This window comes from Pseudalkalibacillus sp. NRS-1564, assembly GCF_050467905.1.
GTDB lineage: Bacteria > Bacillota > Bacilli > Bacillales > Guptibacillaceae > Guptibacillus > Guptibacillus hwajinpoensis_B.
Genome location: NZ_JBITPM010000037.1, coordinates 18,502 through 44,425 on the forward strand (window position 1 = coordinate 18,502; position 25,924 = coordinate 44,425).

Sequence of the window (25,924 nt, forward strand, 5' to 3'; positions counted from 1 at the left end):
GCTCTATAAAACAAGTAGAAAAGATATGCACTATACGTGCATATCTTTTAGGAATGTTTCTTCAAAATCAGCTTTCGTCATTAAAATACTTCTAGGCTTGCTTCCCATAGCTTCAGATACTAATCCACGTTCTTCCATCATTTCAATTAGTCTTGCCGCTCGATTGAATCCTATTCGGAAACGACGTTGCAGTGCAGAAGAAGAAGCCTGACCTTGTTCAAGTGCCCACATGCACGCTTCCTCAAACAATTCATCTTCCTGATCATCGTACTGCTGCTTCTTCATTAAATCTTCTTTTTTGATCAAATAATTCGGCTTCCGCTGCTTACGTACGTAGGATGTCACTCGCTCAATTTCTTCGTCCGAAACAAAATTACCTTGCAATCGAACTGGTTTCGAGGATCCATTCTCCAAACAAAGCATATCGCCTTTTCCTAGAAGCTTCTCAGCGCCACTTGTATCAAGGATTGTTCTAGAATCAATTTGCGAAGATACAGAGAAAGCAATACGTGTAGGGATATTCGCTTTAATAAGCCCTGTAATTACATCAACTGACGGTCTTTGCGTTGCCACTAGTAGATGAATCCCACAAGCTCTTGCTTTCTGTGCAATTCGACAAATCGCATCCTCAACGTCCTGTGGTGAAACCATCATTAGATCAGCGAGTTCATCAATCACAATGACAATGTATGGTAGTTTGTGCTGAGGTTCTCCGTGGTTTATCGCTCGCTCGTTATATCGCTTGATATCTCGAACACCAGCTGCCGCAAATTTCTCATAACGCTCTTCCATTTCATCCACTGCCCACTTTAAAGCAGTAGTAGCTTCTTTCACATCATTAATAACTGGTGTGACTAGATGTGGCAGGCCATTATATGGTGCAAGTTCTACCATTTTAGGATCAATTAACATCATCTTTACATCATTAGGATTTGCTTTAAGCAATAAGCTCACTAAGATCGAATTGATACATACACTCTTACCAGACCCTGTAGCACCCGCAATAAGACCATGAGGCATTTTTTGAATATCAGTTATTTTTGCTTCCCCAGCAATGTCAAAACCGAGCGCCGCATTTAATAGTGAACCTTCAGATTGGAATGCTCCACTTCGAACAATCTCCCGAATAAATACAGGCTTACTCGTAGGGTTTGGCACCTCAATTCCTATTGCATTCTTTCCAGGTATCGGTGCTTCCATTCTTATGTCTCTAGCTGCTAGACTTAATTTAATGTCATCACTTAAATTCGTAATCTTATTCACCTTAACTCCTGGACTTGGCTGCACTTCGAAACGGGTAACCGTCGGCCCCATTGTTGCCCCTACTACCTTAGCCTGTACATTAAAGTTTGAAAGGGTTAGCTCCAATAGTTCCCTTTGCTCTTCAAGCCACTGCTCGTCATTACCTTCATTGCGAGGAGGGATATCAAGAAGTGAAATAGGAGGAAGTTTATATTCTGCTCCACTGCCTGGTTTTTTTGTTAAATGACGTCGGTCATTCGCAAGCATCATTACATTGTAAGGAACCTGCGGCTTTGGTCGAGCGGAATCCCGTCCGGATTGTTCTTGAACATTTTTCTCCTTATGTTCAAGATGTTGAGACGACTCCTCAATTGATTCTTCTATTTGTTCTCGCTGAAACTGCTGTTCTACTTCGAGTTGATTAGATGGTTCTGGTTCTGGTTCTGGTTCTGGTTCTGGTGATTCTTCAATAGCTGTTTGTTCCTCATTTTGATGCTCAACAATAAAATCTTCATCTGAAATGATAAAGTCCTCTTCCATATCATCTGTCACTTCATAATCAGCAGTCCACTCTGATTTCTCTTCGTTTTCCTCTTCTAACATCTCGTTCTTTTGAAGGTCGTTTGTTTCTTCTAATGTTACATCTTCAGTGAGAGTTTCTATTTGCTCCCACTGTTTCTCAGGCTGACTGATTTCCAAATCGGCTTCACTAGATTGTTCACTCTCTTTTTCTGTCTCAAGAGGTAAGGAAGCATCGCTTTTAACTCCAAAGTTGTTCTTATCAGAAATGAAGACCTCTCTATTGTCTTCTCTTTCTTCTTCATTAACAATTGCCTTGCTTGTCGTTTCTTCTTTCACACTAACGGCTTCAGTCTCTTGCTGATCGACACCTTGAGTAACTTGATCTGAATCCGTCAGTATGCCGTTCCCTTCGCTTAGTGAATAAGGTTCAGGTTCCTGGATAAGTTTTTCAATTACGTCACTTTTATCGAGTGATGTATATCGATTGTTTGGATGTGATTTTTTTACTTCTTCTTCCATTTTTTCAGTAACAGGACGTTTGCTAAAACCATAAATAGGTGATGGGATTTGAGATGGTTTGAAATTCACACCTGAGAATTTTTTATTTGTTACTGAACCGTTGTTTTCTGAAAGCCCATCCCTCGTCGTTTTGCTGGAGGGGCCATCTTTCTTCGGAGAAGTGATGCTCTGATTACGATTCTCAGCCTTAGGTTTTTTCGTAGGAATCTGTTCACTTTGATGGCGTTGGACTTCTTTTCTCCCTTCTTTATTCTTTTGGTTATTTGAATGATCCGGAATAAGAGGGAATCGAAAGTTCCCTTCTCTTGGGTATTGGTGAACAATCCTTGCTTCATTCTTCCGATTCGCATTTTCCATCCGCCCAATGGAGTGTTTTCGATCAGGTCGGTCTTTTAACGATTTTGTTTCTTTAACATCTGTTTCCTTTCTTTGAGGTTCTTCTTCCTCATCAAGGTCAAATAATTTATTCCACGCTTTTTTTATCCAATTATTATCCAACTACTATCACCTTTTCTAATTAAGCCCTTTTAGGTCGATTTATTCTTCTATTTTATCGGAAACTCCCCTATCATTGTAAGGCTGTTTCTAAAATCTTTCGTAAAAAAAACAGGTTCTTCGTCTAAAACCGCAAAAATAGGTTCAATATTCCTTATTCCCAATTTTATAGAAAGAAAAAACCTACTAGAAAAATTTCTAGTAGGCCTTAAATTCCGTACCAATTTCATGATCCTCTGGAAGGACCAGAATCCCTTTCTCCTGAGGAGCATCTGGTAGTGCAAGTTCTTTTGCTGAGCAAATCATTCCAGTTGATTCAATTCCTCGCAAGCTCGCATCCTTTATGATCATACCAGAAGGCATGACGGCTCCAACCTTCGCAACGACCACCTTTTGCCCTTTGTCGACGTTTGGAGCACCACAAACGATTTGGAGCTTTTCTTGTCCTACGTTCACCTGACAAATATTTAATTTATCAGCATTCGGATGCTTTTCCATTTCCTCGACATAACCCACAACAAACTTAGGGGAAGCATCGTACACAAGCTCATCATCAAATCCGTTAGCTTGGATGGCCCGATTGACAGCATTAACAAGCTCTTCGCTTTCCTCAACGACACCTGAGCTTGTTAACTCCTGGATTTGTGAAAAATGAAATAGATTATAGCCAATAGTTTTATTCGTTTCTTTACTATAAATACGTGCAATATTCTCTTTGCGCTGAACTGCTTTATCTTCTCGTTCAGTACTTCCTAAAGTAACGATTAGAGTATCTCCAACGCCTTCTTTATTGTAAAACATGTTCATTGTCCATGTACTCCTTTTATCAAACAGTTATTTTTTCGGTTTGTTTTTCGCCATAATAAATACCGGCTCTAATTTTCCATCTTCATACATAAAGGGAAGTCCAGTTACTGGTACGAGTCCACTAGAAAAGAAATGCATGGTCAACTGTGCAAGTGCATCATAACCTTGCTCATTCTCAATATCAGCAAAAATCAGGACATCTTGATGAGGAACAGCTACCGCTAATTCACCCTTCGCACTCTTCGCCATGCGTTCCAATAATGAATCATTAAGAATTCTACTTGCGTCATATCCGTCGTTTGTATTCAAGAAATAAAATGTATTTCCTGCAACCGTATCTGCTTTCACTTCAGTAGATAACCCTCTTAAATTGAACAATGACACTTCATGCAAGGCTTCTTTCGTCCAATTTTCCTTCTTTAACCATTCCTCATCAATCAAGCGATAAGAATGACCAAGATCAAGTGCATAGTAGATTCTTGTCTCCGCCGTATGTTCTTCGAAAACAAATGGAACGCCAGCTTCCGTTTCTGAAGCAAACGACCCCGAGCGAATGACTGGAAAGATGCGGTTTTCTTTACCATTAAGTTCTTGCTTCTCTCTCATTACTTTTAACGTTTCTTCTACATGATGAACGACTTCATCTAGTATCTTTTCGCCTCGCTCTTCATACTTAGCAGACAATCCCTTTAATCCAAGACTAATTCCTTTACCTGTTGAACTATCCTCTACCCTAAGTTTTTCTTCCTTTTGATTGTATGTAAGCTCACGGTCTTCTTGTTGAAGACGTTTTTCGAGCAATTTCTTCAATTCTTTTGGTTCCATATTTTCACCACCTATAATTGAGATGTTCTTTTATCATACCATGAAATAAACCAATACAAAAACAAAGCTATGCCACGCATAGCTTTGTACGAAATTACTTAACTTCTGTAAGAAATTCCTCAATTTCTTCCTTGCTTTTTCTCATCTTACTTACAAATCTTCCTGTCTCTTCACCTTCATTAAAGGCTACAAAACTTGGGATGCCAAAAACATCCATTTCTTGGCAAAGTTCAATATGATCATCACGATCAACGTAATAGAAATCTAGCTCAGAGTACTTCTCTTCTAAATCTGGAAGAAACGGATCGATAACGCGACAATCAGGGCACCAATCTGCGGAAAATAACAAAACCGATTTCCCTTCTTTAATTGCTTGTAAATATTCTTCATGAGTGGCAAATTTCTTCATGATAAACCTCCTAGTACTAATCGGTATTAATTTTCATATCTCCTGGACGAATGAGTCCTTTTTTTCTCATTACCTCGGATATTAGCAGACTTATAATAGCTGGTCCAATAAAATGCAATAGAAGAATAGCTGTCCAAATATTTCCTCCGGCGCCCATAACGTTCAATGTCATGATTTGTCCAACAAAGCCGCTCGTCCCCATACCGGCACCTGATGGGTTGTTTAACATCGTCAGCCAACCGCTGCCAATCGGGGCAAGAATAGCGCCAGCTAGCGTAGGTGGAAGAAGAATCCATGGATTTCGAACAATATTCGCAACTTGTAACATAGAAGTACCAATTCCTTGAGCAATAACGCCTCCTACCCCATTCTCTCGGTAGCTACTTACAGCAAAACCAACCATTTGAGCTGCACAACCAACTGTAGCTGCTCCTGCAGCAATGCCTTCTAATCCTAGCATGATTGCAATGGCCGCACTAGAAATCGGAGCCGTAAGAGCTAGTCCCATAAGAACAGCTACTATGATTCCCATAATTATCGGGCGTTGCTCTGTCGCCCACATAATGAGTGAACCAAAATTAGTCAGTAATGTTTGAATGCCAGGTCCGATAAGAGCTGCCGTTCCATAACCTGCAAAAATAGTGATTAGTGGCGTCACGATAATATCTAACTTAGTTGACTTGGAAACAAGTTTGCCTGCTTCCGCCGCGATAATCGCTGCAGCGTAACTACCTGCTGGACCGCCAAGCTCAGCACCCGCTGCACCCGCTAGAAGCGATGCAAATAAGACAAGAGGAGGAGCTTGTAGACCATACGCTACGGCGACACCAATCGCTGGTCCCATTAAACTCATCGCAAGCTCACCAATAGGAACAAGAAATGATAACGATGAGATTTGCCCTCCAATCGTTTTCAGTATCAAGCCAATAATTAACGACGAAAATAGACCAAGAGCCATGTAGCTTAGAGCTGTAATAAAATAGACTCGTGGTGATAGAGTTACGCCTTTCCTTTGCAAAAATCCGTTCATTACTTTCTCCTTCCAGACTGATGATCCTTACTTAGTATACACAAATTTCTTATTTACCACGTTTGATTAAGGTTTCAGAACTAACAGGCATTTTCATTTTGCCTTATTCAAACAGAAATTGTAATTTAACCTTCTATTATCGAGAAAGGCTTTACTCGTTCTCTTTACTGGGAATATATGAAAAAGCCATGCTACAATAATACCGGTATCAAATTAAAGGAGGACTACAAATGGACTTAACTGTTTATCTTGCTGGACAAATTCACGATAACTGGAGAAATGAATTAAAAGAAAAAGCAATCAAACTGGAATTACCTATTCACTTCGTAGGACCCATGGAAAATCATGAGCGTTCTGACGCCATTGGTGAAGAAATTAAAGGCAATCAGCCTAATGCTATTATGAAGGATGAAGCAGCTTCAGAGATCAATAATCTCAGAACTCAGGTTCTTCTTGAAAAATCAGATGTTGTCCTCGCATTATTTGGTGAAAGTTACAAACAATGGAACAGTGCAATGGATGCTGCTACAGCTATCACCCTTGGCAAACCACTTATTCTAGTTCGCCCTGAATCATTGCACCATCCTTTAAAGGAGCTATCGAACAAAGCTCAAGTTACAGTAGAAAATACTGATCAGGCACTAAAAGCCCTGTCCTATATTTTAGAAACAAATTAACGAATCATCAGCTGATATTGACCGACCAGTAAAGAAACTAGTTGTTCATACATGTCAGTTCTTGTAACGGCGCCATTGGTAAAAACACCAATGGCGCCTTCTTTTTTGCTAACATCGACTTGTCTCGCATAATCTGAAATGACAGGACCTAATTCCTCCCCTTGTTCTAACTTCTTCTTAATTTCTTCAGGAAGTGGAAATCTTGCACCACCGGCTACTACTTCATTCCCATTCCCATCTACAAGTGCTCCCCAATTACAAACATATAAGTGGTCCCCTACCATCTGTACTCCGCCTTCAAGACCTATACCAATTATCGCATGCCCTTTTTCCATTGAAGCTATTGCTCTTTGTTTAGCACCAAGAAGTGTTTCTTCATCACCCCAAGGCTGCTCAGCGACACCTGACTCAACGCTCACCCCCACTACTTCACCTTTAAATTGAGCTTTGACTGCATTAACTTTCACAGGATTTGTCGACCCGATTGCAACTTTATCCATACATCTTCCCTCCACCATTTTTTTAAAAGATCTCATAAGAAAAGGAGCCGTTTTGGCCCCTCCTCACTTACACGTTGCTTTTAATGCTATCTACTGTAGCTTGATCTGTTGACTTCACTAATTTAATCAATAGTTCTTTTGCCGCTGCGTAATCATCTACGTGGATCATTGATGAAGACGTATGAATGTATCTTGAACAGATTCCTACTACTGCAGATGGTACTCCGTTATTAGATAAATGCACTCGTCCAGCATCAGTTCCACCTTGAGAGATGAAATACTGATAAGGAATTTCGTTGCTCTCCGCTGTATCAAGCACAAAATCCCTTAGCCCCTGATGAGTAACCATTGATCGATCATAAATACGCAGGAGAGCCCCTTTACCAAGCTGGCCAAATTCATTTTTATCTCCAGTCATATCGTTGGCAGGACTAGCATCAAGAGCATAGAAAAGATCAGGATCAATCATGTTTGCCGCTGTTTGTGCCCCACGTAAACCTACTTCCTCCTGAACTGTAGCACCAGAATAAAGCTCATTTGGATGCTCTTCATTCTGAAGCTCCTTCAACAGCTCAATGGCAAGACCTACACCATAGCGGTTATCCCACGCTTTTGCCATGATTTTCTTTTCGTTTGCCATAGGCGTAAATGGACATACCGGTACGATCTGTTGTCCAGGCATGACACCAATTTTTTCTGCGTCTTCTTTGTTATCCGCACCAATATCAATGAGCATATTTTTAATAGCCATTGGCTTGTTTCGTGTAGCATCATCAAGCAAATGTGGAGGGATCGAACCAATAACTCCAGGAATAGGACCATTTTTGGTCATAACCTGAACACGCTGAGCAAGAAGCACCTGGCTCCACCAGCCACCAAGTGTTTGAAAACGAAGCATCCCATTTTCAGTAATTGATGTAACCATAAACCCAACTTCATCCATGTGGCCAGCTACCATAATGCGTGGGCCATTGTTTCGTTTAACTCCAAAAACGCTTCCAAGATTATCTTGAATAATTTCATCCGTGTACTTGCCAATCTCACTTTTCACGAATTTTCTAACATCATGTTCAAAACCAGGAGCACCTTGTAATTCCGTTAATGTTTTAAATAACGAGAGAGTTTCTTTTTCCATATGTATCCCCTTCCATCGTTCCTCTATTCCTTTCCTATTGTATCGAATCTAGATAATTGTTGCTAGTGTCACGGATTTTCTATAGAAATATTTGGTCAGAGAGCTAACTTCAGATATACTAAAGATGGAAAATAAATCGTCCATTAAAGGAAGGGAGAATCATAGTAATGAGAACAAGAGATCTATTAATTGGAGCGCTTATTGGAGCTGGGGCAGCAGCTATTACTACTTCAACGATTGCTTCTAAAAAAACGTATATATCACCTGAAAAGGCACTAAAAGCTGTGAAGGGAGCTGTCAAACCTACTTATACTGTCAAAGGTTCATGGATTCACATGAAAACGGATTCAGTAGAAAAGTTCCACCTCCCGTTCACAGTATATGCTGGTGGACTAACCTGTGAAAAAGAAGGACAGCTCCAACAGCTTGAATTTATGGTTGATGCTGAAACAGGCACACTAGTAGAACTACAAGCTCAATAAGAGGACTAACTCTTTAGGCTTCTTGGGACTCCCCTTTGGAGTCTTGAATCATTAAAACCCCCTTGCGGAAGAATCGCAAGGGGGTTACATACATTAATTAATTAGAAAGTAGTATTCGTATCGTATACGTTATTTTGTAATTTAAAACGAAGAGTTGAATACTTATTTTTTGACCATAGATAAGCAAGAAGTGCTGGACCAACAAGCATTATCGCACTTAGAATTAGAATAACACTCATATGAAGATGCTCACCCGTTACGTCTGCATGACTGTCTTTGTATTCTTTTGCTTTTTCAATGTCTAATACTTTTGAGTCTGGAATAATAGCATTAGCTTCAGTGTCATAGAAAAGGACCTGTGTATGATCTTCAAAGAAGATATTGTCACGAACTGTCGTGAATTCTACAAGCATCATAGAAACCTTACTAAAGTCCTTATCTGCCGAGCTATCAACTTCAATGTTTTCAGCATCTACAACTTTAAGAGAACCTTTATCATAGTCATAATGCTCTTCCCCAAGGTAACCCGCAACACCCTTCTCTACATCACCACTAACATCAGCTTCAGCTTGTGCTGCAGTATTCGCGAAAGGTAATGCGATCAAAAACGCAGCAATAAGTGCAAAAATCCCTTTTTTCATCATTTTTTCCTCCTCTATCAAACAAATTATCCAATTCTTATCATATCATATTCCATCTATTATTCTACTAACATTTTATAGAAAAAAACATCCAATACGAGGAAGTAGAGGATAGATTCTGGTTCTACCTTTATAGCCCCATATCCTTTTTCACGATTTCATAACGGCTATATAAGTTTCCTTTAATCTCATATGATTTGGTATAAAAATGGGATACGAACGAGCACAGCAAAAAAAAAGAACCGGTATGCACCGATTCTTATTGAATAACAGGTTTTTTATTAAACTCGTTGCTAATTTCTTTTGAGCGTGTTGCAGCATTATCAACAGCGGCTTCAAAAGCTTCTCCTCCACCATTTTCATACAATGCCTCAAGACCCGCTTGAGTTGTTCCATTTGGTGAAGTAACTTTCTTTCTAAGATCAGCTGGAGAGTCTTCTGACTGCTCTGCCATCATTCCAGCACCAAGTACAGTTTGAACAGCCATTTTCCTTGCTGTTTCCGTTTCAATACCGCCTTCAATTGCTGCTTTTTCTAAACTTTCAATAACATAATAAATGTAAGCCGGTCCGCTTCCAGCAACACCTGTAAATACGTCCATTTGTTTTTCTTCGATCACGACTGTTTCGCCAATAGAACGAATAAGTGCGCGGGCAATTGATACCTGCTCATCATTTACATGTTTTCCTGCTGCTAGGGCAGAAATGGATTTACCAATCATACTTGAAGTGTTCGGCATAACGCGGATCACTGGTTGCTCTCCATCGAGCTGATCCTCAATATAAGATGATGGTACGCCAGCAAGAACTGATAAGAGAAGTTGATCATCTGAAATGAAATCTTCAATTCCTTCAAGTGCACGTTCAACATCTTTTGGCTTCATTGCTAGGATAACAACATTAGCCTCACGAACTGCGAATTCTATACTTTGAGTCGCCAATACGCCGTGGTTCTCCATAAGTTCCTGACGACGTTGTTCATTACTTCTGTTTGTCATAATAATACGTTCAGGTTCAATAGTACCTGACTCAATCATTCCTGCAGCCATTGCTTCTGCCATTGAACCCGCTCCGATAAACGTTACGGTTTTATTTTCTAGCATGATTGCCTCCTTTGGATTTCCGAAAAATCATCTACGGTCATTTATACTAACACTGCATCCACCACGCTTCAACCTTTATGAAGCAAGAAATAAGCATACGTGCAAGATACATAGTGAAAACGCTATCATTCGAATCTCAACGTAAACTAAGTGATTGAGATCGACTTATATCGCTTCTCACGCCCTCTCACAATCTCTCATCAAGACTGCATTATTAACATATTGTGGTAAAAAAGGTTCACTTCAGTTTTTTTAAACGATGGATTCTATTCATTACTTATATGAATTTCGATTTGCTTTTCCATAAATATAGCAAAAAAGAGGTCCCCTTTTGGGACCTCTCATTATTATGCTTGTACTTGTGGTTTAGATTTCTTCAATATTCCTACCATCAATGCCGTAATAACTGTACCAATGACAATGGCAAGGATATAGAGAAGAATATGAGTTAATGAGATGTTATTTACAGACCAGATAACAAACGCTCCGCCATGCGGTGCTGGTAAAGCTATATTAAACAACATTGTTAATGCACCTGCAACAGATGAACCAACAATAATGGAAGGAATCACTCGGCCTGGATCTGCTGCTGCAAATGGAATTGCGCCTTCAGTGATGAATGAAGCCCCCATCACATACGCTACTTTTCCTGCTTCACGCTCAGTTTTGTTAAATCGATTTTTAAATAGTGTTGTTGCAAGTGCGAGTCCAAGTGGTGGTGTCATACCGCCTGCCATAATCGCTGCATGATACGTCAGATTACCTGCATCAATCATCGCAATACCAAACGTAAAGGCCGCTTTATTAATTGGACCACCCATATCTACCGCCATCATTCCTCCTAGAATTAAGCCAAGAAGGAGTTTATTCGTAGTGCCCATACCACTCAACCAGTTCTCAAGCCCAGTATTCAGAGCCCCAACTGGCTCGATTACAACGTACATCATAATAATCCCTGTAATAAAAATACCAAACAGTGGATAAAGCAAGACTGGCTTTAACCCTTCTAGAGACTGTGGTAGTCCAGAGAAAAGCTTTTTCAAAAGAAGAACAGCGTAACCAGCAAGGAAACCAGCAATGAGTCCACCTAGGAACCCTGCACCGTTTGTAGAAGCCATCAAGCCACCAACAAGACCAGGAGCAAGACCAGGACGATCGGCAATACTCATTGCAATAAATCCTGCAAGAACTGGAATCATAAGGGCAAAGGCATTTCCACCACCAATTGTGCTAAGTGCTGCTGCAAATGCATTGTAACTTGGGTCATCTGGATCTGCGGCATTGATACCAAAGATAAATGAAAGGGCTATCAAAATACCGCCACCAACTACGAGCGGAAGCATATTCGAAACACCGTTCATTAAGTGCTTGTAGAAAGCTGATTGCTTTCCTTTTCTTTCGTTTTTCTTCTCACTGATTTGATCTTCGTATGACCCTGAAGATTTATAGACTGGCGCATCGCCATTTGCTGCCTGCTTCAACAAGTCAGCTGGCTTCCGGATTGCTTCTGCCACTGGAACTTCAATTACTTTTTTTCCTTTGAAACGTTCCATTTCTACCTTCGTATCAGCAGCAACAATAATACCAGGTGCCTTTTCAATTTCTTCATCAGTTAGACGATTTTTCACGCCTCCAGATCCATTTGTTTCAACTTTGACACTATAACCCATTTCAGATGCTTTCGCTTTCAGCGCATCCGCAGCCATATACGTGTGAGCAATTCCTGTAGGGCATGCTGTAACAGCTAATATTTTCCCAGTAACTTCAGTTGTTTCTTCTACTTCTTCTTCATCAGCATTTTCTTCTTCTTTCTGATCAAATGCTTGCAAAACTTCTTCTTCCGTTCTTGCTTCAAGAAGCCCTTTACGGAATTCGTTATCCATTAAGAATGAAGATAGTCTTGATAGCGCTTCTAGATGCGTTTGGTTTGCACCTTCAGTAGCAGCAATCATAAAGAACAGGTGCGCCGGCTGACCGTCAAGAGACTGATAATCGATACCCGCATTAGAACGTCCAAACACAATCGCTGGTGCCTTTACTGCTGCTGTTTTGGCATGAGGAATGGCTATACCTTCTCCAATACCAGTCGTACTCTCTTTCTCACGCGCATGTATCGCTTTTTTGAACGCGTTAAGGTCCTGTAATTTGCCTGCTCTCTCTAGTTTTTCAGATAGCTCATTAATAACACGATCTTTTGAATCCGCTTCAAGATTCAGAATCATTGTCTCTTTTGTTAATAATTCTGTAATTCTCATATACCTCGACCTCCCATTTCTTCATAAGTCTGAACCTTAATTTGCTTTCGTAATTCTTGTACTTCTTCTGCTGTACAAAAGCCTGTTGAAAATGCGCTTGCACTGCCTGCTGCAATTCCAGATTGGAATGCTTCCTTCAAATTCTCAGTTTCAATATATTTACTTAGAAAACCAGCTACGACTGAATCCCCTGCTCCAACTGAATTCTGTACTTTACCGACCGGGACATTTCCGAAAAGAATCTCATTAGATGTAATCAGCACAGCCCCATCACCGGCCATTGAGACAATCACGTTCATTGCTCCCATTTGTTGCACTTTCTTCCCGTATTCAACTGCATCTTCCACTGAAGTTATTTTAACTCCAAACAAATCGCCAAGTTCATGATGATTCGGCTTCACTAGGAATGGCTTTGCTTTCACGGTTTCTTCCAATGCTTTTCCCTTGGTGTCGACAATAGCCTGCACTCCGTCTGGTAAGGACTTCAAGATATTAGAGTAGATATTTTGATCAATACTAGTCGGCACGCTACCTGCCATTACGACGATATCACCCGCGACAGTTTGTGAAAGTTGTTGAAGTAATTTCTCAACATTTCTTTCAGAAATCATTGGGGATAGTCCATTAATTTCAGTTTCCTCACCATTTTTTAACTTAATGTTAATTCGCGTATCACCTTCAACATGGATGAAATGAGGATGTAGGCTTTCATCTTTTAGTGATTGTTCAATAAATTGACCTGTAAAACCGCCTACAAATCCTAACGCTGTAGAATCGTGTCCAAGTCGTTTTAATACTTTGGTAACATTAACGCCTTTACCACCGGCAATCTTTGTTTCCTCATCTACTGTATTAACAAGCCCCGTTTTAAGGTCATCCAGTCGAACAATATAGTCAACTGAAGGATTTAATGTAATTGTATAAATCATATTTTCACCACTTCTACTGTTGTTTGTTTACTAATATTATCTAAGAGCATTTCAGAATTTTCGTTCGTAATGATGGCACATGCTTCAAGATCAGCCACCTTACTGAATGCCGCTTCTCCGAATTTCGAGTAATCTGCAATAATGTATGGTTCGCGCGATAGTTTAATCGCTGCTCTTTTGATAATGGCTTCATCAGGGTCAGCTGTTGTATATCCTAACGTTTCATGAATACCGTTTATACCTATAAAACATTTATCAAACCGATATGTTTCAATACTTTCAAGCGCCTTTACTCCTGTCATAGCTCCTGTTCTTGATTTGAACTTCCCACCAATCACATAGGTGGTTATTCTATCTCCTTGAAGACTCTCAATTACAGGATATCCGTTAGTCACGACCATCACCTGTTTGTCAGATAAAAACTCAGCAATTTTCTGAGTCGTTGTCCCTGCGTCAAGAAAAATACAGTCACCATCTTTAACTAATCCAGCGGCGTAAGAAGCGATCTTTTCCTTTTCGGTCAAATTCTGTGTTGATTTCTCACCAAGGGACGGTTCTGTCCACTTCGAGTGAAAAAGAGATGCTCCGCCATGTACTCGCTTTAGCTTATTCTCTTCTTCGAGTTGGACAAGGTCACGACGAATAGTTGAAACTGAAGCACCAGTTGCATCGCTCAAATCATGCACCGTAACCGTTTCTTTTTCTTTAAGAACTTGTAAAATGATGAAATGACGTTCAGCATTTAACAATTCATCACCTACTTTCTAATCTCATTATAATGAAAGCACTTTCAGTAGTCAATCATTTTCGTTCAAATTTATTCAAAAACAATCAAAAACAATCACAAATGATCATACGAGACTTTCTATCAACCACAATTGCTTATTATTACACTTTGAACAAAGCTTTATTTGAACAAAAAAAGAAGACTGCCATTTAGCAGTCCCCTTACTATCACACATTTCGTTTTACTTCATCCGTCACGTTGTACTCCTTATCCCACTTTAAAGCACGATAAATCGCATCATGGTAAAAAATAAACCACGAATTTTGATCAACAGCATCTTTTATCCATTTCTCTTTCTCATAAATCGATGTCATCGGATAATCATCGTATGCAAGAACCCATAAAGGATTGTGATGGGCATGAGTTGGCATAAGATCTGCCATATGAATCAGGCGCTCTTCGCCCTCATTCATAATAATGATCGCATGTCCATCACTATGTCCTCCTGTATGGTACATATTCAAGCCTGGAATGACTTCATAAGATTCCTTAAATGTTTGGACTTGGTTTTGAATCGCTTCCCAGTTTTCTTTCCAATATGTATTTTTCGAACGAATATTTGGCTCCTTCATTTCGTTCCACTCTACCTCTGAAGCATAAATAACAGCATTCGGAAACGTTGGTTTATATCCATCTCCATCTGGCTCTGTTAATCCACTCGCGTGATCAAAATGAAGATGTGTCATTAAGACAATATCAATTTCCTCAGCAGATAGGCCAAGTTTTTCAAGGGATCCATGAATATCTGACTCTTCTTCAACTCCATAATTTCTTTTTTGTTTTTCACTTAATTTGTCTTTTCCAATCCCTGATTCAATTAAGATGTTCTTGCCCTGCCATTGTAAAAGGAGAGGATCTGTTCTAAGCTCAATCTGGTTTTTTTCATTTACCGGGTACCGCTTACTCCACAATGGTTTTGGTACAACTCCAAACATTGCGCCCCCATCCATATGAGTCACGCCACCTCTAAGCCATGTAATCGATAAACTCCCAACTTGTAACTGCTCCATCGAAATCCCACCTTTATAAGATTAGTTTCATTTTCTCACCAAAAGAAATCGCTTTCAATAATATTCAAAAAAAGAGCCACATTTAAACGACTCAACTTCTAAACTGTGCTTCACATCGATAGATCCGACTACCTTTTGATGAGAACTTTTCTTCATATTCCGTCATCACATTATCTTCCATATTACTCTGATGCAAGTTAAGGCTAACTTGATTAAGTATCATCCCATATAAGGAGAAGCTATGAAGAGAATATTCAAAAAGCCCTTGATTATCTGTCTTAAAATGAACTTCTCCATTTGGTTTCATAACACCCCGATAAAGATCAAGGAATGTCTTATTGGTAAGTCTTCTTTTCTCATGACGATTTTTTGGCCAAGGATCAGAGAAATTCAAATATACTCGACTGACTTCATTTTCTTCAAAAATGGTGCTTAAATCTTGTGCGTTCTCATTCAACAAACGAACATTTGGAACATCTTCTTCAATTAATTTCTCTAATGCTGACACCATTACGCTTGATGAAAGCTCTAAACCAACATAATTCACATCGGGATTCTGTCTGGCCATACCGATTATAAATTGACCTTTACCAGTTCCAACCTCTAAATGTATCGGATTACTATTATCGAAAACATCTTTCCAATTTCCTTTACGATCAGTAGGGTTCGTCGGAACGAATTGAGGATTCTTTGCAAACATATCTTCTGCCCATGGCTTATTGCGTTGACGCATACTTTCACTTCCTTATTATCTAATCACCGTTTTTACACAATCGACATTTTACCATGAATTCTTAAGAATAGAAAGGCGAGGGAGGGGGTATGTAAAAGTAACAAGATTGTTGAAAAGCAAACCAGAATCATTTAATAATATCGGTTATGCTAGAGACAGAGAGGAGGGTGAATAAATGGAGCACTTTCTCATGATGTGGGCACCCTGGATTGTCATCGTCGTTTCCGTGGTTGCACTTTTTGGCTGGGGAGCAAAAGGGGACACTAAATAACATATCCAAAAGCAGATAAAAGAAACTTTTCATTTCAAAACACGGAGGAATCCGTGTTTTTTCATTATTCAACCGGCATAATTCCTACACACATGTACACGCTATCTAATAGTACAAATAAGGAGGAACAATTATGCCACTATCACATCGCGACCAGCTTTTTATACTCGCTGATATTCTCAAAAATCATCAAACCGATTGCTCTGGAACAACTTCAGAGTGTGAGCAAATTCAGCGCCTTGCCAATTCCCTGCAACAAAATAATGGCATTGCACCAGAAATCAAACAAATCCTCAATCAAATTGAGCAATATAGTGTAACAGGTGCGACAGAAACAAATTTATTAAACCACATAGAAACCCACCAGCCTCATCTTAGCCAGTGGGTCGATACTATTGATCGGTATCAATAAGTCGATAATGATTCAAATTTTCTAAATCCCTTTTCCAGAATTCAACTTCCCCGTCTAAGCCTTTAAGATCATACCAGTAAATGGACAGTAAGGTCTGCGCTACCACATACCAATACATGCGGTGGCGAAGGCTTTCTGTATTCTCTAGCCCATAATGACCGAGCCATTCTCCCCATTCTTCTTTTGGAACATACCAGTATAGAAGCATCCCAATATCCAAAGCTGGATCTGCCACTACCGCTCCATCCCAATCAATCAAATAGAGATTCCCTTCTTCGCTAAACATCCAGTTGTTATGATTGACATCGCAATGACACACAACTTTTTCGACATGTTCAAGGTCATTCTTATTTGCAGCTAAATACGAAAGGGCTCTTATCACTTCCACGTCTCTCCGATGATGATTCTCAAACTTCTGCAATAGATCAAAATAAATCACATCAGGTGAGAGGGGCTTTTTCCCAAGCCGATTGAGCATCCTTCGGAGTTCTGAAGACCGATGTATTTTATAAAGCATTTGCGCCACTCGCGGCTGCTTCATTTCATAGGACTTCAGTTCCCTCCCCGGCAACCACTTTTGGGCTGTAATAACGTCTCCATTCTCAAGTCGCTTGGTCCAGAGAAGTTTCGGTACAATTCCTTCCGCCGACAAAACAGCCAGAAAAGGCGAGGAGTTCCGTTTTAGGAATAATTTCTCGTCTCCATATTGAGCTAAGTATGCTTCGCCTGTCGCTCCGCCAGCAGGGGTCACCTGCCAGCCTTCGCCTAAAATGTTATCCAACAAATTCACCTTCGATTTCCGTTAGTTTGTAGATTCTGGAAGTTTTGCGTTTTTAGCGAGATCTTCTCCGGACTTAGCTAAAAACCGTCTACGAATAAAAAATTATAACACACGTTGAAGAAATCTTCATGTGTTAATCTCTCGTTATTAGAACAATTGTGCTAAACGGTGCAATAGATATGACTTTTTCAGATGTTTTTCTTAGCGGTTCAACACTTGCATGTTCACCTTCAACAAGGACCCATTTGTCTCCATCTCCAATATCGATCACATCAGGATGATATCCTCCGTTATGAATCACAATAATCGATTCGCTAGTATGGTGCTGGTTGATTCGATATGCGAGAATAGGCCCTGGAGAATCGATAAAGTTAATTCGATTCATGTCATGACCTTCAGTCATTTTAAATGCTTCAAAATGTTTTCTAATCGAGATTAGTCCTCTAATATACTTGACATTTTCTTGGACAGCTCTCATTCTCTGCCAATCAAATCGGTTAATTTTATCTGGAGATTTATAGCTATCTTCTACCCCATTCTTTGTTCGGAAAAATTCCTGACCTGCATGAATAAATGGAATTCCCTGACAAAGTATTGTAATGGCAGTAGCCAATCTATGCATGCCTTGTTTCACTTCTTCGCTCACACTAGGATGACTGCGATTTAAGCGGTCCCATAGCGTATGGTTATCGTGACACTCCACATAATTAATGGATTGAGATGCTGTAATAAATTTTTCTCCAACACTCCCCATTATACACTTCTTTACATCTTCTTTAACTGAAAAATTTCCATTAGCGAAGCCTGTAGAGCCTGTATCAAACAATTTCCCTTTAACTGAATCTCTAAAGTGATCATTGAAATAACCGATTCTAGGCGTTTCCCGCGCATTTGAGCTCATCGCTTTCCGATGATCCGGTAGGATGGTGTTCATATGCCACCCTTCACCAAAAATCAATATCGATGGATCAATGCAATCTAACGCATAACGTACATCATTCATCGTTTCCTTATCGTGGATACCCATCAAATCGAAGCGAAATCCATCAACACCATATTCTTTTGCCCAGTAAACGACGGAATCTACAATTAACTTTCTCATCATTCTTCTTTCTGACGCCGTATCATTCCCAACGCCAGTTCCATTTGAAGGTTTTCCACCATGATCAAACCGGAAGTAGTAACCTGGCACAATTTTTTCCAAAGGGGATGCATGAAGTTGATAGACATGATTATAAACAACGTCCATAATCACTCTCAATCCCTTCTCATGAAGCTTCCCAATCATTTCTTTTACTTCTCTAATTCGCGTATAAGGTTCATGAGAATTTAATGAATAGCTTCCTTCTGGCACAAAATAATGGATAGGGTCGTAGCCCCAATTATATCCCGGAGGAGCTTTCATTTCATCCACACTACCAAAATCCTGAATTGGAAGAAGTTCAACATGCGTAACACCGAGCCACTTTATATAATTAATCCCAGAAGGAAGACCATCTTTAGGCGGTGGCTCTTCTGTAAATGCCTTATATTTCCCTCTATTTTTAAGACCACTTTTTGCTTGTGAGCTAAAATCTCTGACGTGAAGTTCATAAATAACTGCATCAGAAGGTTTTGCAAAAGTAGGTTTTTCCATAGGATTCCAGCCATCGGGGTTCGTATTTGAAGCGTTCATTACCATCCCAAACTTGCAGTTAGACGTAGCGGCTTTCGCATAAGGATCGATTGTTTCTCGCATTTCTCCATTCACATATACTGTGTAAGTGTACAGCGTTCCTTCTCCATCTTCAGGAGCTATCCCCTCGAATACACCTTGTTCTTGTTTTAGCATCGGTAATTCTTTTACCTTTTGGAATTCCTCATTATAAATATTGACGATTACTTCTGTAGCAGTCGGTGCCCATACTCGAAATATGGTTCCATTCTCAGTTAGAATTGCCCCTAGTTCACCATCATAATAATAGCGTTCATCAAATAAATCAGTTCTGACAACTTTCCCAGTAAAAACAAGACTTGTTTCACCACTCGAATGAACTAGAAAATAATTGTTTCCTGGACTATATTCATGATCAACATGCAACGAAACTAGCCTCTTTTTTCCCATTTTAGAGGTTTCTTTTACTTCAATTGAAAGATCTATATGTCCATCAGTAAGGGTGTAGGCATCTTGAACATCTAACGAGACATCAGCCATTACCGTAATCGTCTGAAAGTCATCCCAATAGGCTGTAAAAGCCTGGCTCACTTTTTTATATGCGGAATAATCTCGTATCATATGAATCCCATCCTTTGCTGAGATGCTTACAACCGTTTGTCACTACCTATCTTATTTTGAAAATCTTTTTTTGACATTTGTTCGATTTAGATTTTCATGAAAACCAACTTAATAATATCGGCCCAAGTATAGAGACACTTAGGGCACATAAACTTAACCCAATAGAACTAATAGCTGCTTCTCTCTCTCCATATTCAAGGGCTTTTGAAGTGCCAATGGCGTGTGATGCCCCACCAAATGCCATTCCCACTCCAAGAAAATTGGATATACCAAGTAGCTGAAATAACCATGGGCCTGTGACAGCACCGCCAATCCCAGCGATCATGACGAAAATAACCGCAAAAGCTGGCTCTCCACCAGTCATACTGGCTACTTCCATTGCAACAGGGGTTGTCACGTTTTTGGAAATAATTGTGGAGACAATCATTTCATTATACCCACTTATGACCGCAAGCCAATATCCTGACAAAATGCCTACTATACTTGCTATTAGTACCGTTACAAGTATTTCTAATTTGTATTTACTTAATAATTCCCTTTGTTGATATAGCGGAAAGGCAAGTGCCACAATGGCAGGTCCTAATAAAGCATCAATCCATTTCCCCCCGCTGAAATACGTGTCATATGACACATCCAAGGACGTTAAGATGATAACGAGAATAACAGTGCACGTTAGCACTGGTATCATAAATGGATAAGGAAATATCTGATAAAGACGCCGGAAAACAACATATAACAATAAAGTAATCATAAACCATAGAATCATTTGCATGATCATCATTTTTCTCTACTCCTTTCGATTAGCAAGAAACTGGCCAAGCAATCCTGTCGTTCCCATTACAACCCATGTGCTTATCAGAACGATTGGAACTAACCAGAGACTTTTTCCACTAAAGAAGTCGAGATGTTGCACAATACCGACAGTAACCGGTATAAAAAGCAACGGTAAATGATTTAATAATGTAGCTGCTCCTTGAGAAATCCAACTCACGGGAATCCACTTTAAATAAAGTCCCAACAAGAGAAGGAGCATTCCAACAACGCTTCCTGGAATTGGAAGTGATAAGACCTTTTGGAGATAACCTCCTACAATGTAAAACCCGAACAGAAGGCCAACCTGCAAGGTGATCATAAGGAACTTATTAATTAGTGAATTCATAAGAGGCCACACATTTGTATCTCGGTTTATCATTAGGTTCAACTCGATATAGATGAATGCTTGAGACGTCCTGACTTTCACATGATAGTGACGGCCAATCAGGATGTATTTCTTTACTAGAGTCGCGCCATTTTTTTGCAAGCGTAACGTGAGGAGAATATTCCCCTTCACTAACAGGAAAACCTGCCAATTCACTCACCCGGAGTATTTCTTGATGAATTATTTCCAATGGTTCAGTTCGATGGACGGAAGCGTACAGTACTCTTGGGCGTCTATCATGACCGAAATGATCTAACCCTTCAAGCATAACCTTAAAGGGTTTACTATTCCTAACCACCCTTTCCAACCCTTGATGAAGTACAGATAACTGTTCTTCTTCTGCTCCACCTAAAAAAGCTAGTGTAATATGAAAATCTTCAGGATACACCACATGTTTAAACAATTCTAAAGGAGAGCTTTCTTGAATTTCTTGAAGCGTTCTTCTAAGTTGTGGTTGGATGGGGAGTGCTATAAAATAATGTGTATTCAACTTACTCACTCTTTCTATCCTAATTCTATTCTATCAAAAAAACTGAATAATCTTTTATCTTTTTGCTTTTAAGCTAGTTCTTATTACTTAAGATTTATCTTTTGCTATAATGGGGAACAGTAATAGGAATCATTATCTGTTGGGCTCCACCGATATTATTACTCTCTATACTCTTACCAATTAAATAAGGTAAATAACCTTAACTTGTCTGAAAAGGATGTGCTTATATGATCTATGAAAATATGGCTGATCTTATTGGTGATACACCATTACTTAAATTAAACCGTGTTCCAAACCCAGACGGAGCAAAAATTTACGCCAAACTAGAGTATTTCAACCCCAGTCGAAGCGTAAAAGACCGCGCAGCGTTCAATATGATTGAAAAAGCTGAGCAAGATGGGTTACTCAAAGAAGGTTCAACAATCATCGAGCCTACTTCTGGAAATACAGGTATTGGTCTTGCCATGAATGCAGCGGCTAAAGGATATCCAGCTATTATTGTTATGCCCGATAATGCTACGCAAGAGCGAATCAAGCTTCTTAAAGCTTACGGATCAAAAGTCGTATTAACTCCATCTTCTGAGAAAATGCCTGGCGCAATTAAAAAGGCCAAAGAAATTGCCGAAACAATTAAAAATAGCTTTATCCCAATGCAATTCGAAAATGCAGCTAATCCGGATGCTCATAGGACATCAACGGCTCTTGAGATTATTGAAGGAATGAAGCAGCTCGGCGTTACACCGGCAGCCTTTATCTCAACAGCTGGTACTGGCGGAACTGTAACAGGAACAGGAGAAGTACTGAAAGAACACTACCCTGACTTAACCGTTCATGTTGTGGAACCTGAAGGCTCACCAGTGTTGTCTGGTGGAAAGCCCGGAAAACACAAGCTTGTTGGAACAAGCCCAGGCTTTATTCCAGATATTCTTAATACGTCTGTCTATGATGGAGTTATTAAAATTTCAGATGAACAGGCATACGAAGTAACCAGGAAACTTGCTCGAGAAGAAGGGCTTCTTGTGGGACCCTCATCAGGTGCAGCCGTATATGCTGCTATGCAAGTTGCTGAACGTTTATCACCTGACCAAGTTGTTGTCACAATGACCTGCGATTCCGGTGAACGATACCTTTCAAGTGATTTATTCAGCTCTAAATAAAAGAAGTGATCTTTGATTTATCATTAATTAGTCAGCGCCATGCCAATGTTGGCATGGCGCTCATTCTATTATTTTGCAAGTTCATAAATAGCTTCAGCATAAATGGCTGTTGCTTTTAATAAATCTTCTATATCAACATACTCATCTTTTTGATGAGCGAGTTGTGGCTTCCCTTCAAATAAAGCACCGAACGCAACCCCCGCTTTTAGTGAACGAGCATAAGTCCCTCCACCAATCGATAAAAGTCTTGCTTGCTCACCAGTCTGCTTTTCATACACCTTTTGAAGCTTTTGAATCAATTCATGATCCTCAGGTACGTGATGGGGTGTCATATGATCAACTACATTCATTTGCACTTCCAGTGGTTCAGTTACTTTATTGAACGTTCTCTTAACATCATCGAACGAGCATGTAACAGGGTAGCGCAGATTAATGCCAATTCGCCCTTCATGATTAGCTTTATATGAAAATGTACCTGCGTTCATCGTTAGAGAACCTGTTGCCTTATCTTCGTAAGCTACACCAAACCGCTCCCCATTAAAATCATTCAGGAGCCACTTAGTAATAAATCCAATATAGTTGGCGCCATTTTGATCGAGAGCTTGTTCATCTAGAAATTCAGCTAATTTGAAGGCTGCATTTAATCCTTCATGGGGAGCAGATCCGTGGACAGATACACCGTGCACTTCAAGTGATAGTTCCTGATCTAGTGTTACACGACCTTCTAAACCTTTCTTTTCTAAAAATAGCTCGAATGCTTTCTTTGCGTCAAGTAACTCAGCTTCATCCCCCTCACATTTAGCACTAGCAAAATCGGGAACCATGTTCAAACGCTGACCGGAAATAAATGATTGAAGAATCATTCCTTCTTTCTGAGTGTCATTAACAGGAAAAACCCATTCGAAATCAGCAATCCCCTTCTCCGCATGTATAATAGGGAAAACTGCATCAGGTGCAAAACCCATGTCTGGCATTTCTTCATATTTAAAATATGTGTCTACACAGCGCCATGAACTTTCTTCATCTGTCCCGATAATCATTCGCACTCGCTTTGAGACTGAAGGCAAAAGCTCTTTCACTATATTCATCGCCCAATAAGCAGCAATAGTTGGTCCTTTATCATCAATAGCTCCTCTAGCAAACAACTTTCCATCGCGTAGATCAGGATCAAATGCTGGAGTCGTCCAACCATTTCCCGCTGGAACAACGTCCACATGACACAGCACACCTACAATGTCTTCTCCTTCACCAAATTCTAAATGTCCTGCCACATGTTTAACATCCTTCGTTTGATAGCCATCTCGCTCACCTAAAGCAAGCATGTAATCAAGAGCTTCTTTTACGCCGGGACCAAACGGTGCTTCTTCATTTCCTATCTCTTCTTCTAGCACACTTTCGATTTTCAAAAGTCCTTTTAAATCAGCTAACAAATCTTCTTTTCGATTGATCACTTCTTTTTTCCAATTTATACTCTCCATATTATTTACACCTGCCTACTTATTTTTTCATATACGCTTTTATCACAAATCACAAATAATTTTGCGTCACGTGAAATTGGTTCATCAAGACGGCGATTTATATCCATGCGGTTACCATCTGCAACCAATGTGGCACCCTGCTGTAATAAGTCCTGAAAGGCTTCCCTATATGTATTCCAATCTGGATGAACAGCTATTTCATATAAATTATCACCATGTCCTCGACTTAATAGCTGAGAATAGACGCTTGATATTCCTTTCGTAAATGCTGATCTAACCGCCATGCGAGATACAGCTTCATGCGAAAGTACAAATTCATCTACCTGGACATGAGTGAAATTCTTTATGTGCTCTTCTTTCATCACTTCAACCGTTGTGTGAATATCAGTTGACATGCGTTCGATCGAACTAGCAATAATCAACGATTTCCCATCAGCAAGAAGAGAATCGTGGATAGCATCATCCGAAAACACCAGAACCGCCTTCGCTTTCATTATATCCGCTTTTTTGAGAGTGGCTTCTTCAGCCGCATCCCCCTGTATATAATGAATGTTATCTTCTGTTAGCGGGGTTTTTGGTAGTTTATCAATGATGACAATCTCACATTTATCAGAATCCCTAATCTCTGATACGGCATATGCCGCCTTTTGTGACCACCCTATTATAACAATATGATTATCTCCCTGATACGGCATTTTCCCTTCCTCCTTTCGCTTTTTAATTTCTGCAAATCCGTCCACAAACTTACCGATAACCACACCAATTAATCCAATTCCTGCGATATAGAGAAACATTGCATAGATTCTTCCTCCAACTGTGACAGGGAAGTAGTCTCCATATCCTACTGCCGTAACGGTCGTCATAACCCACCAAAATGAATCAAAGAGTGAAGGAAATGTCTCAGGTTCGAGTAAACGCATAACAAAAGCACTTATGATCACTAATGCTATAGCGACAATGATCATAAACCGGTTGTTTAATTTAATCGCATTTTTAATAAATATTCGAAATAACACCAGCACACGCCTCCTCTCAATATTAGTCCTTTAAGAATAGCAAAGGTAAGTTCGATAAGGAAGTTTGACTCAAAAGAAATGAAATTTTTTGCCGAAATAACAGAATTATTGTAAAATAAACTTTAAAGAGGGGGTGTAAGTTCGCCCAAAAGAGGGAAATGGGAGTAGGAGTGGAATTAAATAATAATACCAATCAATCGCTTATCTTATGAAAGTGGTCATACCTATTCGTCAATACACCAAGTTGGGGAACCCAACACATCCAGAAATCACTTCCAGTCATAATCGGAGCACTCAACCAAACTTTCATGAAAAAATCGAAGGAACAATTAGAAAATTAAGTATATCTTTACGTTTCCTTCATATGGTTTTAATAGTCACTATTTATGCTAAGGATAAGGCATTGATTACATGTTAGGGAGTGGTTCTTTGAGTATTACTTCAACTGATCGTATGATGACCCGTATCAAGTCTATCTATTTATTTATTAGCAAGCATGGTACTGTCAGCACTAATGAGTTAGTTGAAGAGTTTGGGATTACCCAGCGCACTGTTCAAAGAGATTTAAACGTGCTGGCCTACAATGAACTAGTCAAAAGCCTAAACCGAGGATTCTGGACAACCACAAGCAAGAGAGTAAAAGTTGGATAACAAAATAAATTCACTCGTAAAACCTGGCTTTTCGTCAATGTCATTCTGACGAAGGCCTTTATTTTTGGTCTCTTTCACTTTTAATTTTGGATATG

27 protein-coding genes are annotated in these 25,924 nt (G+C 39.7%); 6 read left to right on the top strand and 21 right to left on the bottom strand.

Annotated elements, in window-relative coordinates; all coding sequences use genetic code 11:
• Positions 1 to 30 precede the first annotated feature (30 nt).
• The 5 genes from ACIFPW_RS16495 to ACIFPW_RS16515 all read right to left on the bottom strand — a co-directional run bounded on the left by ACIFPW_RS16495 (position 31) and on the right by ACIFPW_RS16515 (position 5,849).
• Positions 31 to 2,781, bottom strand: a complete 2,751-nt coding sequence (locus ACIFPW_RS16495; RefSeq protein WP_430245899.1) for a DNA translocase FtsK — start codon at positions 2,779 to 2,781, stop codon at positions 31 to 33.
• 195 nt (positions 2,782 to 2,976) lie between these two features.
• Positions 2,977 to 3,585 carry a YtpR family tRNA-binding protein gene (gene ytpR, locus ACIFPW_RS16500; RefSeq protein ID WP_194219243.1) on the bottom strand — a complete coding sequence of 203 codons (609 nt, stop codon included), beginning with the start codon at positions 3,583 to 3,585 and terminating at the stop codon, positions 2,977 to 2,979.
• A gap of 27 nt (positions 3,586 to 3,612) precedes the next feature.
• Positions 3,613 to 4,410, bottom strand: coding sequence for a DUF1444 domain-containing protein (locus tag ACIFPW_RS16505; protein WP_430245901.1), 798 nt, complete (start codon positions 4,408 to 4,410; stop codon positions 3,613 to 3,615).
• A gap of 94 nt (positions 4,411 to 4,504) precedes the next feature.
• Positions 4,505 to 4,819, bottom strand: coding sequence for a thioredoxin family protein (locus tag ACIFPW_RS16510; protein WP_194219241.1), 315 nt, complete (start codon positions 4,817 to 4,819; stop codon positions 4,505 to 4,507).
• Between the two features lie 16 nt (positions 4,820 to 4,835).
• Positions 4,836 to 5,849 (bottom strand): PTS transporter subunit IIC, encoded by a 1,014-nt coding sequence (locus ACIFPW_RS16515; RefSeq protein ID WP_430245903.1) that lies wholly within the window; start codon positions 5,847 to 5,849, stop codon positions 4,836 to 4,838.
• A 230-nt stretch (positions 5,850 to 6,079) separates the two neighbouring features.
• On the opposite strand from ACIFPW_RS16515, the gene ACIFPW_RS16520 reads away from it, so the two are divergent.
• Positions 6,080 to 6,526 carry a YtoQ family protein gene (locus tag ACIFPW_RS16520; protein ID WP_194219239.1) on the top strand — a complete coding sequence of 149 codons (447 nt, stop codon included), beginning with the start codon at positions 6,080 to 6,082 and terminating at the stop codon, positions 6,524 to 6,526.
• Here the strand turns inward: ACIFPW_RS16520 and ACIFPW_RS16525 are convergent.
• On the bottom strand, positions 6,523 to 7,026 hold the full coding sequence (locus tag ACIFPW_RS16525; protein WP_430245905.1) for a DUF84 family protein: 504 nt from the start codon (positions 7,024 to 7,026) through the stop codon (positions 6,523 to 6,525). The genes ACIFPW_RS16520 and ACIFPW_RS16525 overlap by 4 nt on opposite strands.
• Positions 7,027 to 7,093: 67 nt before the next feature.
• Positions 7,094 to 8,161, bottom strand: a complete 1,068-nt coding sequence (locus tag ACIFPW_RS16530; RefSeq protein ID WP_430245907.1) for a M42 family metallopeptidase — start codon at positions 8,159 to 8,161, stop codon at positions 7,094 to 7,096.
• A gap of 167 nt (positions 8,162 to 8,328) precedes the next feature.
• Between ACIFPW_RS16530 and ACIFPW_RS16535 the strand changes: the two genes are divergently transcribed.
• On the top strand, positions 8,329 to 8,643 hold the full coding sequence (locus ACIFPW_RS16535) for a hypothetical protein (protein WP_430245910.1): 315 nt from the start codon (positions 8,329 to 8,331) through the stop codon (positions 8,641 to 8,643).
• A 101-nt stretch (positions 8,644 to 8,744) separates the two neighbouring features.
• On the opposite strand, the gene ACIFPW_RS16540 is transcribed toward ACIFPW_RS16535, so the two are convergent.
• The 7 genes from ACIFPW_RS16540 to trmB form a co-directional block, all read right to left on the bottom strand.
• On the bottom strand, positions 8,745 to 9,284 hold the full coding sequence (locus ACIFPW_RS16540; RefSeq protein ID WP_430245912.1) for a hypothetical protein: 540 nt from the start codon (positions 9,282 to 9,284) through the stop codon (positions 8,745 to 8,747).
• Positions 9,285 to 9,543: 259 nt separating this feature from the next.
• Positions 9,544 to 10,386 carry a pyrroline-5-carboxylate reductase gene (gene proC / locus ACIFPW_RS16545; protein WP_430245915.1) on the bottom strand — a complete coding sequence of 281 codons (843 nt, stop codon included), beginning with the start codon at positions 10,384 to 10,386 and terminating at the stop codon, positions 9,544 to 9,546.
• Between the two features lie 347 nt (positions 10,387 to 10,733).
• Positions 10,734 to 12,641, bottom strand: coding sequence for a PTS fructose transporter subunit IIABC (locus ACIFPW_RS16550; RefSeq protein ID WP_430245917.1), 1,908 nt, complete (start codon positions 12,639 to 12,641; stop codon positions 10,734 to 10,736).
• Positions 12,638 to 13,570 (bottom strand): 1-phosphofructokinase, encoded by a 933-nt coding sequence (gene pfkB / locus ACIFPW_RS16555; RefSeq protein WP_430245919.1) that lies wholly within the window; start codon positions 13,568 to 13,570, stop codon positions 12,638 to 12,640. Before pfkB ends, ACIFPW_RS16550 begins: the two co-directional genes overlap by 4 nt.
• Positions 13,567 to 14,319, bottom strand: coding sequence for a DeoR/GlpR family DNA-binding transcription regulator (locus tag ACIFPW_RS16560; RefSeq protein WP_194219231.1), 753 nt, complete (start codon positions 14,317 to 14,319; stop codon positions 13,567 to 13,569). Before ACIFPW_RS16560 ends, pfkB begins: the two co-directional genes overlap by 4 nt.
• 205 nt (positions 14,320 to 14,524) lie before the next feature.
• Positions 14,525 to 15,367: a YtnP family quorum-quenching lactonase gene (locus ACIFPW_RS16565; protein WP_430245921.1), complete on the bottom strand. Its 843-nt coding sequence runs from the start codon at positions 15,365 to 15,367 to the stop codon at positions 14,525 to 14,527.
• 91 nt (positions 15,368 to 15,458) lie between these two features.
• Positions 15,459 to 16,100: a tRNA (guanosine(46)-N7)-methyltransferase TrmB gene (gene trmB, locus ACIFPW_RS16570; protein ID WP_430245924.1), complete on the bottom strand. Its 642-nt coding sequence runs from the start codon at positions 16,098 to 16,100 to the stop codon at positions 15,459 to 15,461.
• 175 nt (positions 16,101 to 16,275) lie between these two features.
• On the opposite strand from trmB, the gene cydS reads away from it, so the two are divergent.
• Together cydS and ACIFPW_RS16580 are read left to right on the top strand one after the other, a co-directional pair.
• The gene (gene cydS / locus ACIFPW_RS16575) at positions 16,276 to 16,371 is read left to right on the top strand and encodes a cytochrome bd oxidase small subunit CydS (protein WP_371018339.1); all 96 of its coding nucleotides are present in this window, start codon (positions 16,276 to 16,278) and stop codon (positions 16,369 to 16,371) included.
• A gap of 133 nt (positions 16,372 to 16,504) precedes the next feature.
• The gene (locus tag ACIFPW_RS16580) at positions 16,505 to 16,783 is read left to right on the top strand and encodes a YtzH-like family protein (protein WP_194219228.1); all 279 of its coding nucleotides are present in this window, start codon (positions 16,505 to 16,507) and stop codon (positions 16,781 to 16,783) included.
• Here the strand turns inward: ACIFPW_RS16580 and ACIFPW_RS16585 are convergent.
• The 5 genes from ACIFPW_RS16585 to thpR all read right to left on the bottom strand — a co-directional run bounded on the left by ACIFPW_RS16585 (position 16,764) and on the right by thpR (position 21,536).
• On the bottom strand, positions 16,764 to 17,573 hold the full coding sequence (locus ACIFPW_RS16585; protein WP_430245927.1) for a phosphotransferase family protein: 810 nt from the start codon (positions 17,571 to 17,573) through the stop codon (positions 16,764 to 16,766). The genes ACIFPW_RS16580 and ACIFPW_RS16585 overlap by 20 nt on opposite strands.
• Positions 17,574 to 17,697: 124 nt before the next feature.
• Positions 17,698 to 19,839 carry a type I pullulanase gene (gene pulA / locus ACIFPW_RS16590; RefSeq protein ID WP_430245929.1) on the bottom strand — a complete coding sequence of 714 codons (2,142 nt, stop codon included), beginning with the start codon at positions 19,837 to 19,839 and terminating at the stop codon, positions 17,698 to 17,700.
• A 94-nt stretch (positions 19,840 to 19,933) separates the two neighbouring features.
• Positions 19,934 to 20,620 (bottom strand): LrgB family protein, encoded by a 687-nt coding sequence (locus tag ACIFPW_RS16595; protein ID WP_430245931.1) that lies wholly within the window; start codon positions 20,618 to 20,620, stop codon positions 19,934 to 19,936.
• A 6-nt stretch (positions 20,621 to 20,626) separates the two neighbouring features.
• Positions 20,627 to 20,998, bottom strand: coding sequence for a CidA/LrgA family protein (locus ACIFPW_RS16600; protein WP_430245934.1), 372 nt, complete (start codon positions 20,996 to 20,998; stop codon positions 20,627 to 20,629).
• A complete protein-coding gene (thpR, locus tag ACIFPW_RS16605) occupies positions 20,982 to 21,536 on the bottom strand; it encodes an RNA 2',3'-cyclic phosphodiesterase (RefSeq protein WP_430245936.1) in 555 nt (184 codons plus the stop codon). Before thpR ends, ACIFPW_RS16600 begins: the two co-directional genes overlap by 17 nt.
• Positions 21,537 to 21,754: 218 nt before the next feature.
• Between thpR and cysK the strand changes: the two genes are divergently transcribed.
• Positions 21,755 to 22,684: a cysteine synthase A gene (gene cysK, locus ACIFPW_RS16610; RefSeq protein WP_430245938.1), complete on the top strand. Its 930-nt coding sequence runs from the start codon at positions 21,755 to 21,757 to the stop codon at positions 22,682 to 22,684.
• Positions 22,685 to 22,752: 68 nt separating this feature from the next.
• Here the strand turns inward: cysK and pepV are convergent, their stop codons facing one another.
• A complete protein-coding gene (gene pepV, locus ACIFPW_RS16615) occupies positions 22,753 to 24,162 on the bottom strand; it encodes a dipeptidase PepV (protein WP_430245940.1) in 1,410 nt (469 codons plus the stop codon).
• Between the two features lie 5 nt (positions 24,163 to 24,167).
• Positions 24,168 to 25,178 carry a potassium channel family protein gene (locus ACIFPW_RS16620; protein ID WP_430245942.1) on the bottom strand — a complete coding sequence of 337 codons (1,011 nt, stop codon included), beginning with the start codon at positions 25,176 to 25,178 and terminating at the stop codon, positions 24,168 to 24,170.
• Positions 25,179 to 25,589: 411 nt separating this feature from the next.
• On the opposite strand from ACIFPW_RS16620, the gene ACIFPW_RS16625 reads away from it, so the two are divergent.
• Complete coding sequence (locus ACIFPW_RS16625; RefSeq protein ID WP_430245945.1) at positions 25,590 to 25,829, top strand: DeoR family transcriptional regulator; 240 nt, start codon at positions 25,590 to 25,592, stop codon at positions 25,827 to 25,829.
• Positions 25,830 to 25,924 lie beyond the last annotated feature (95 nt).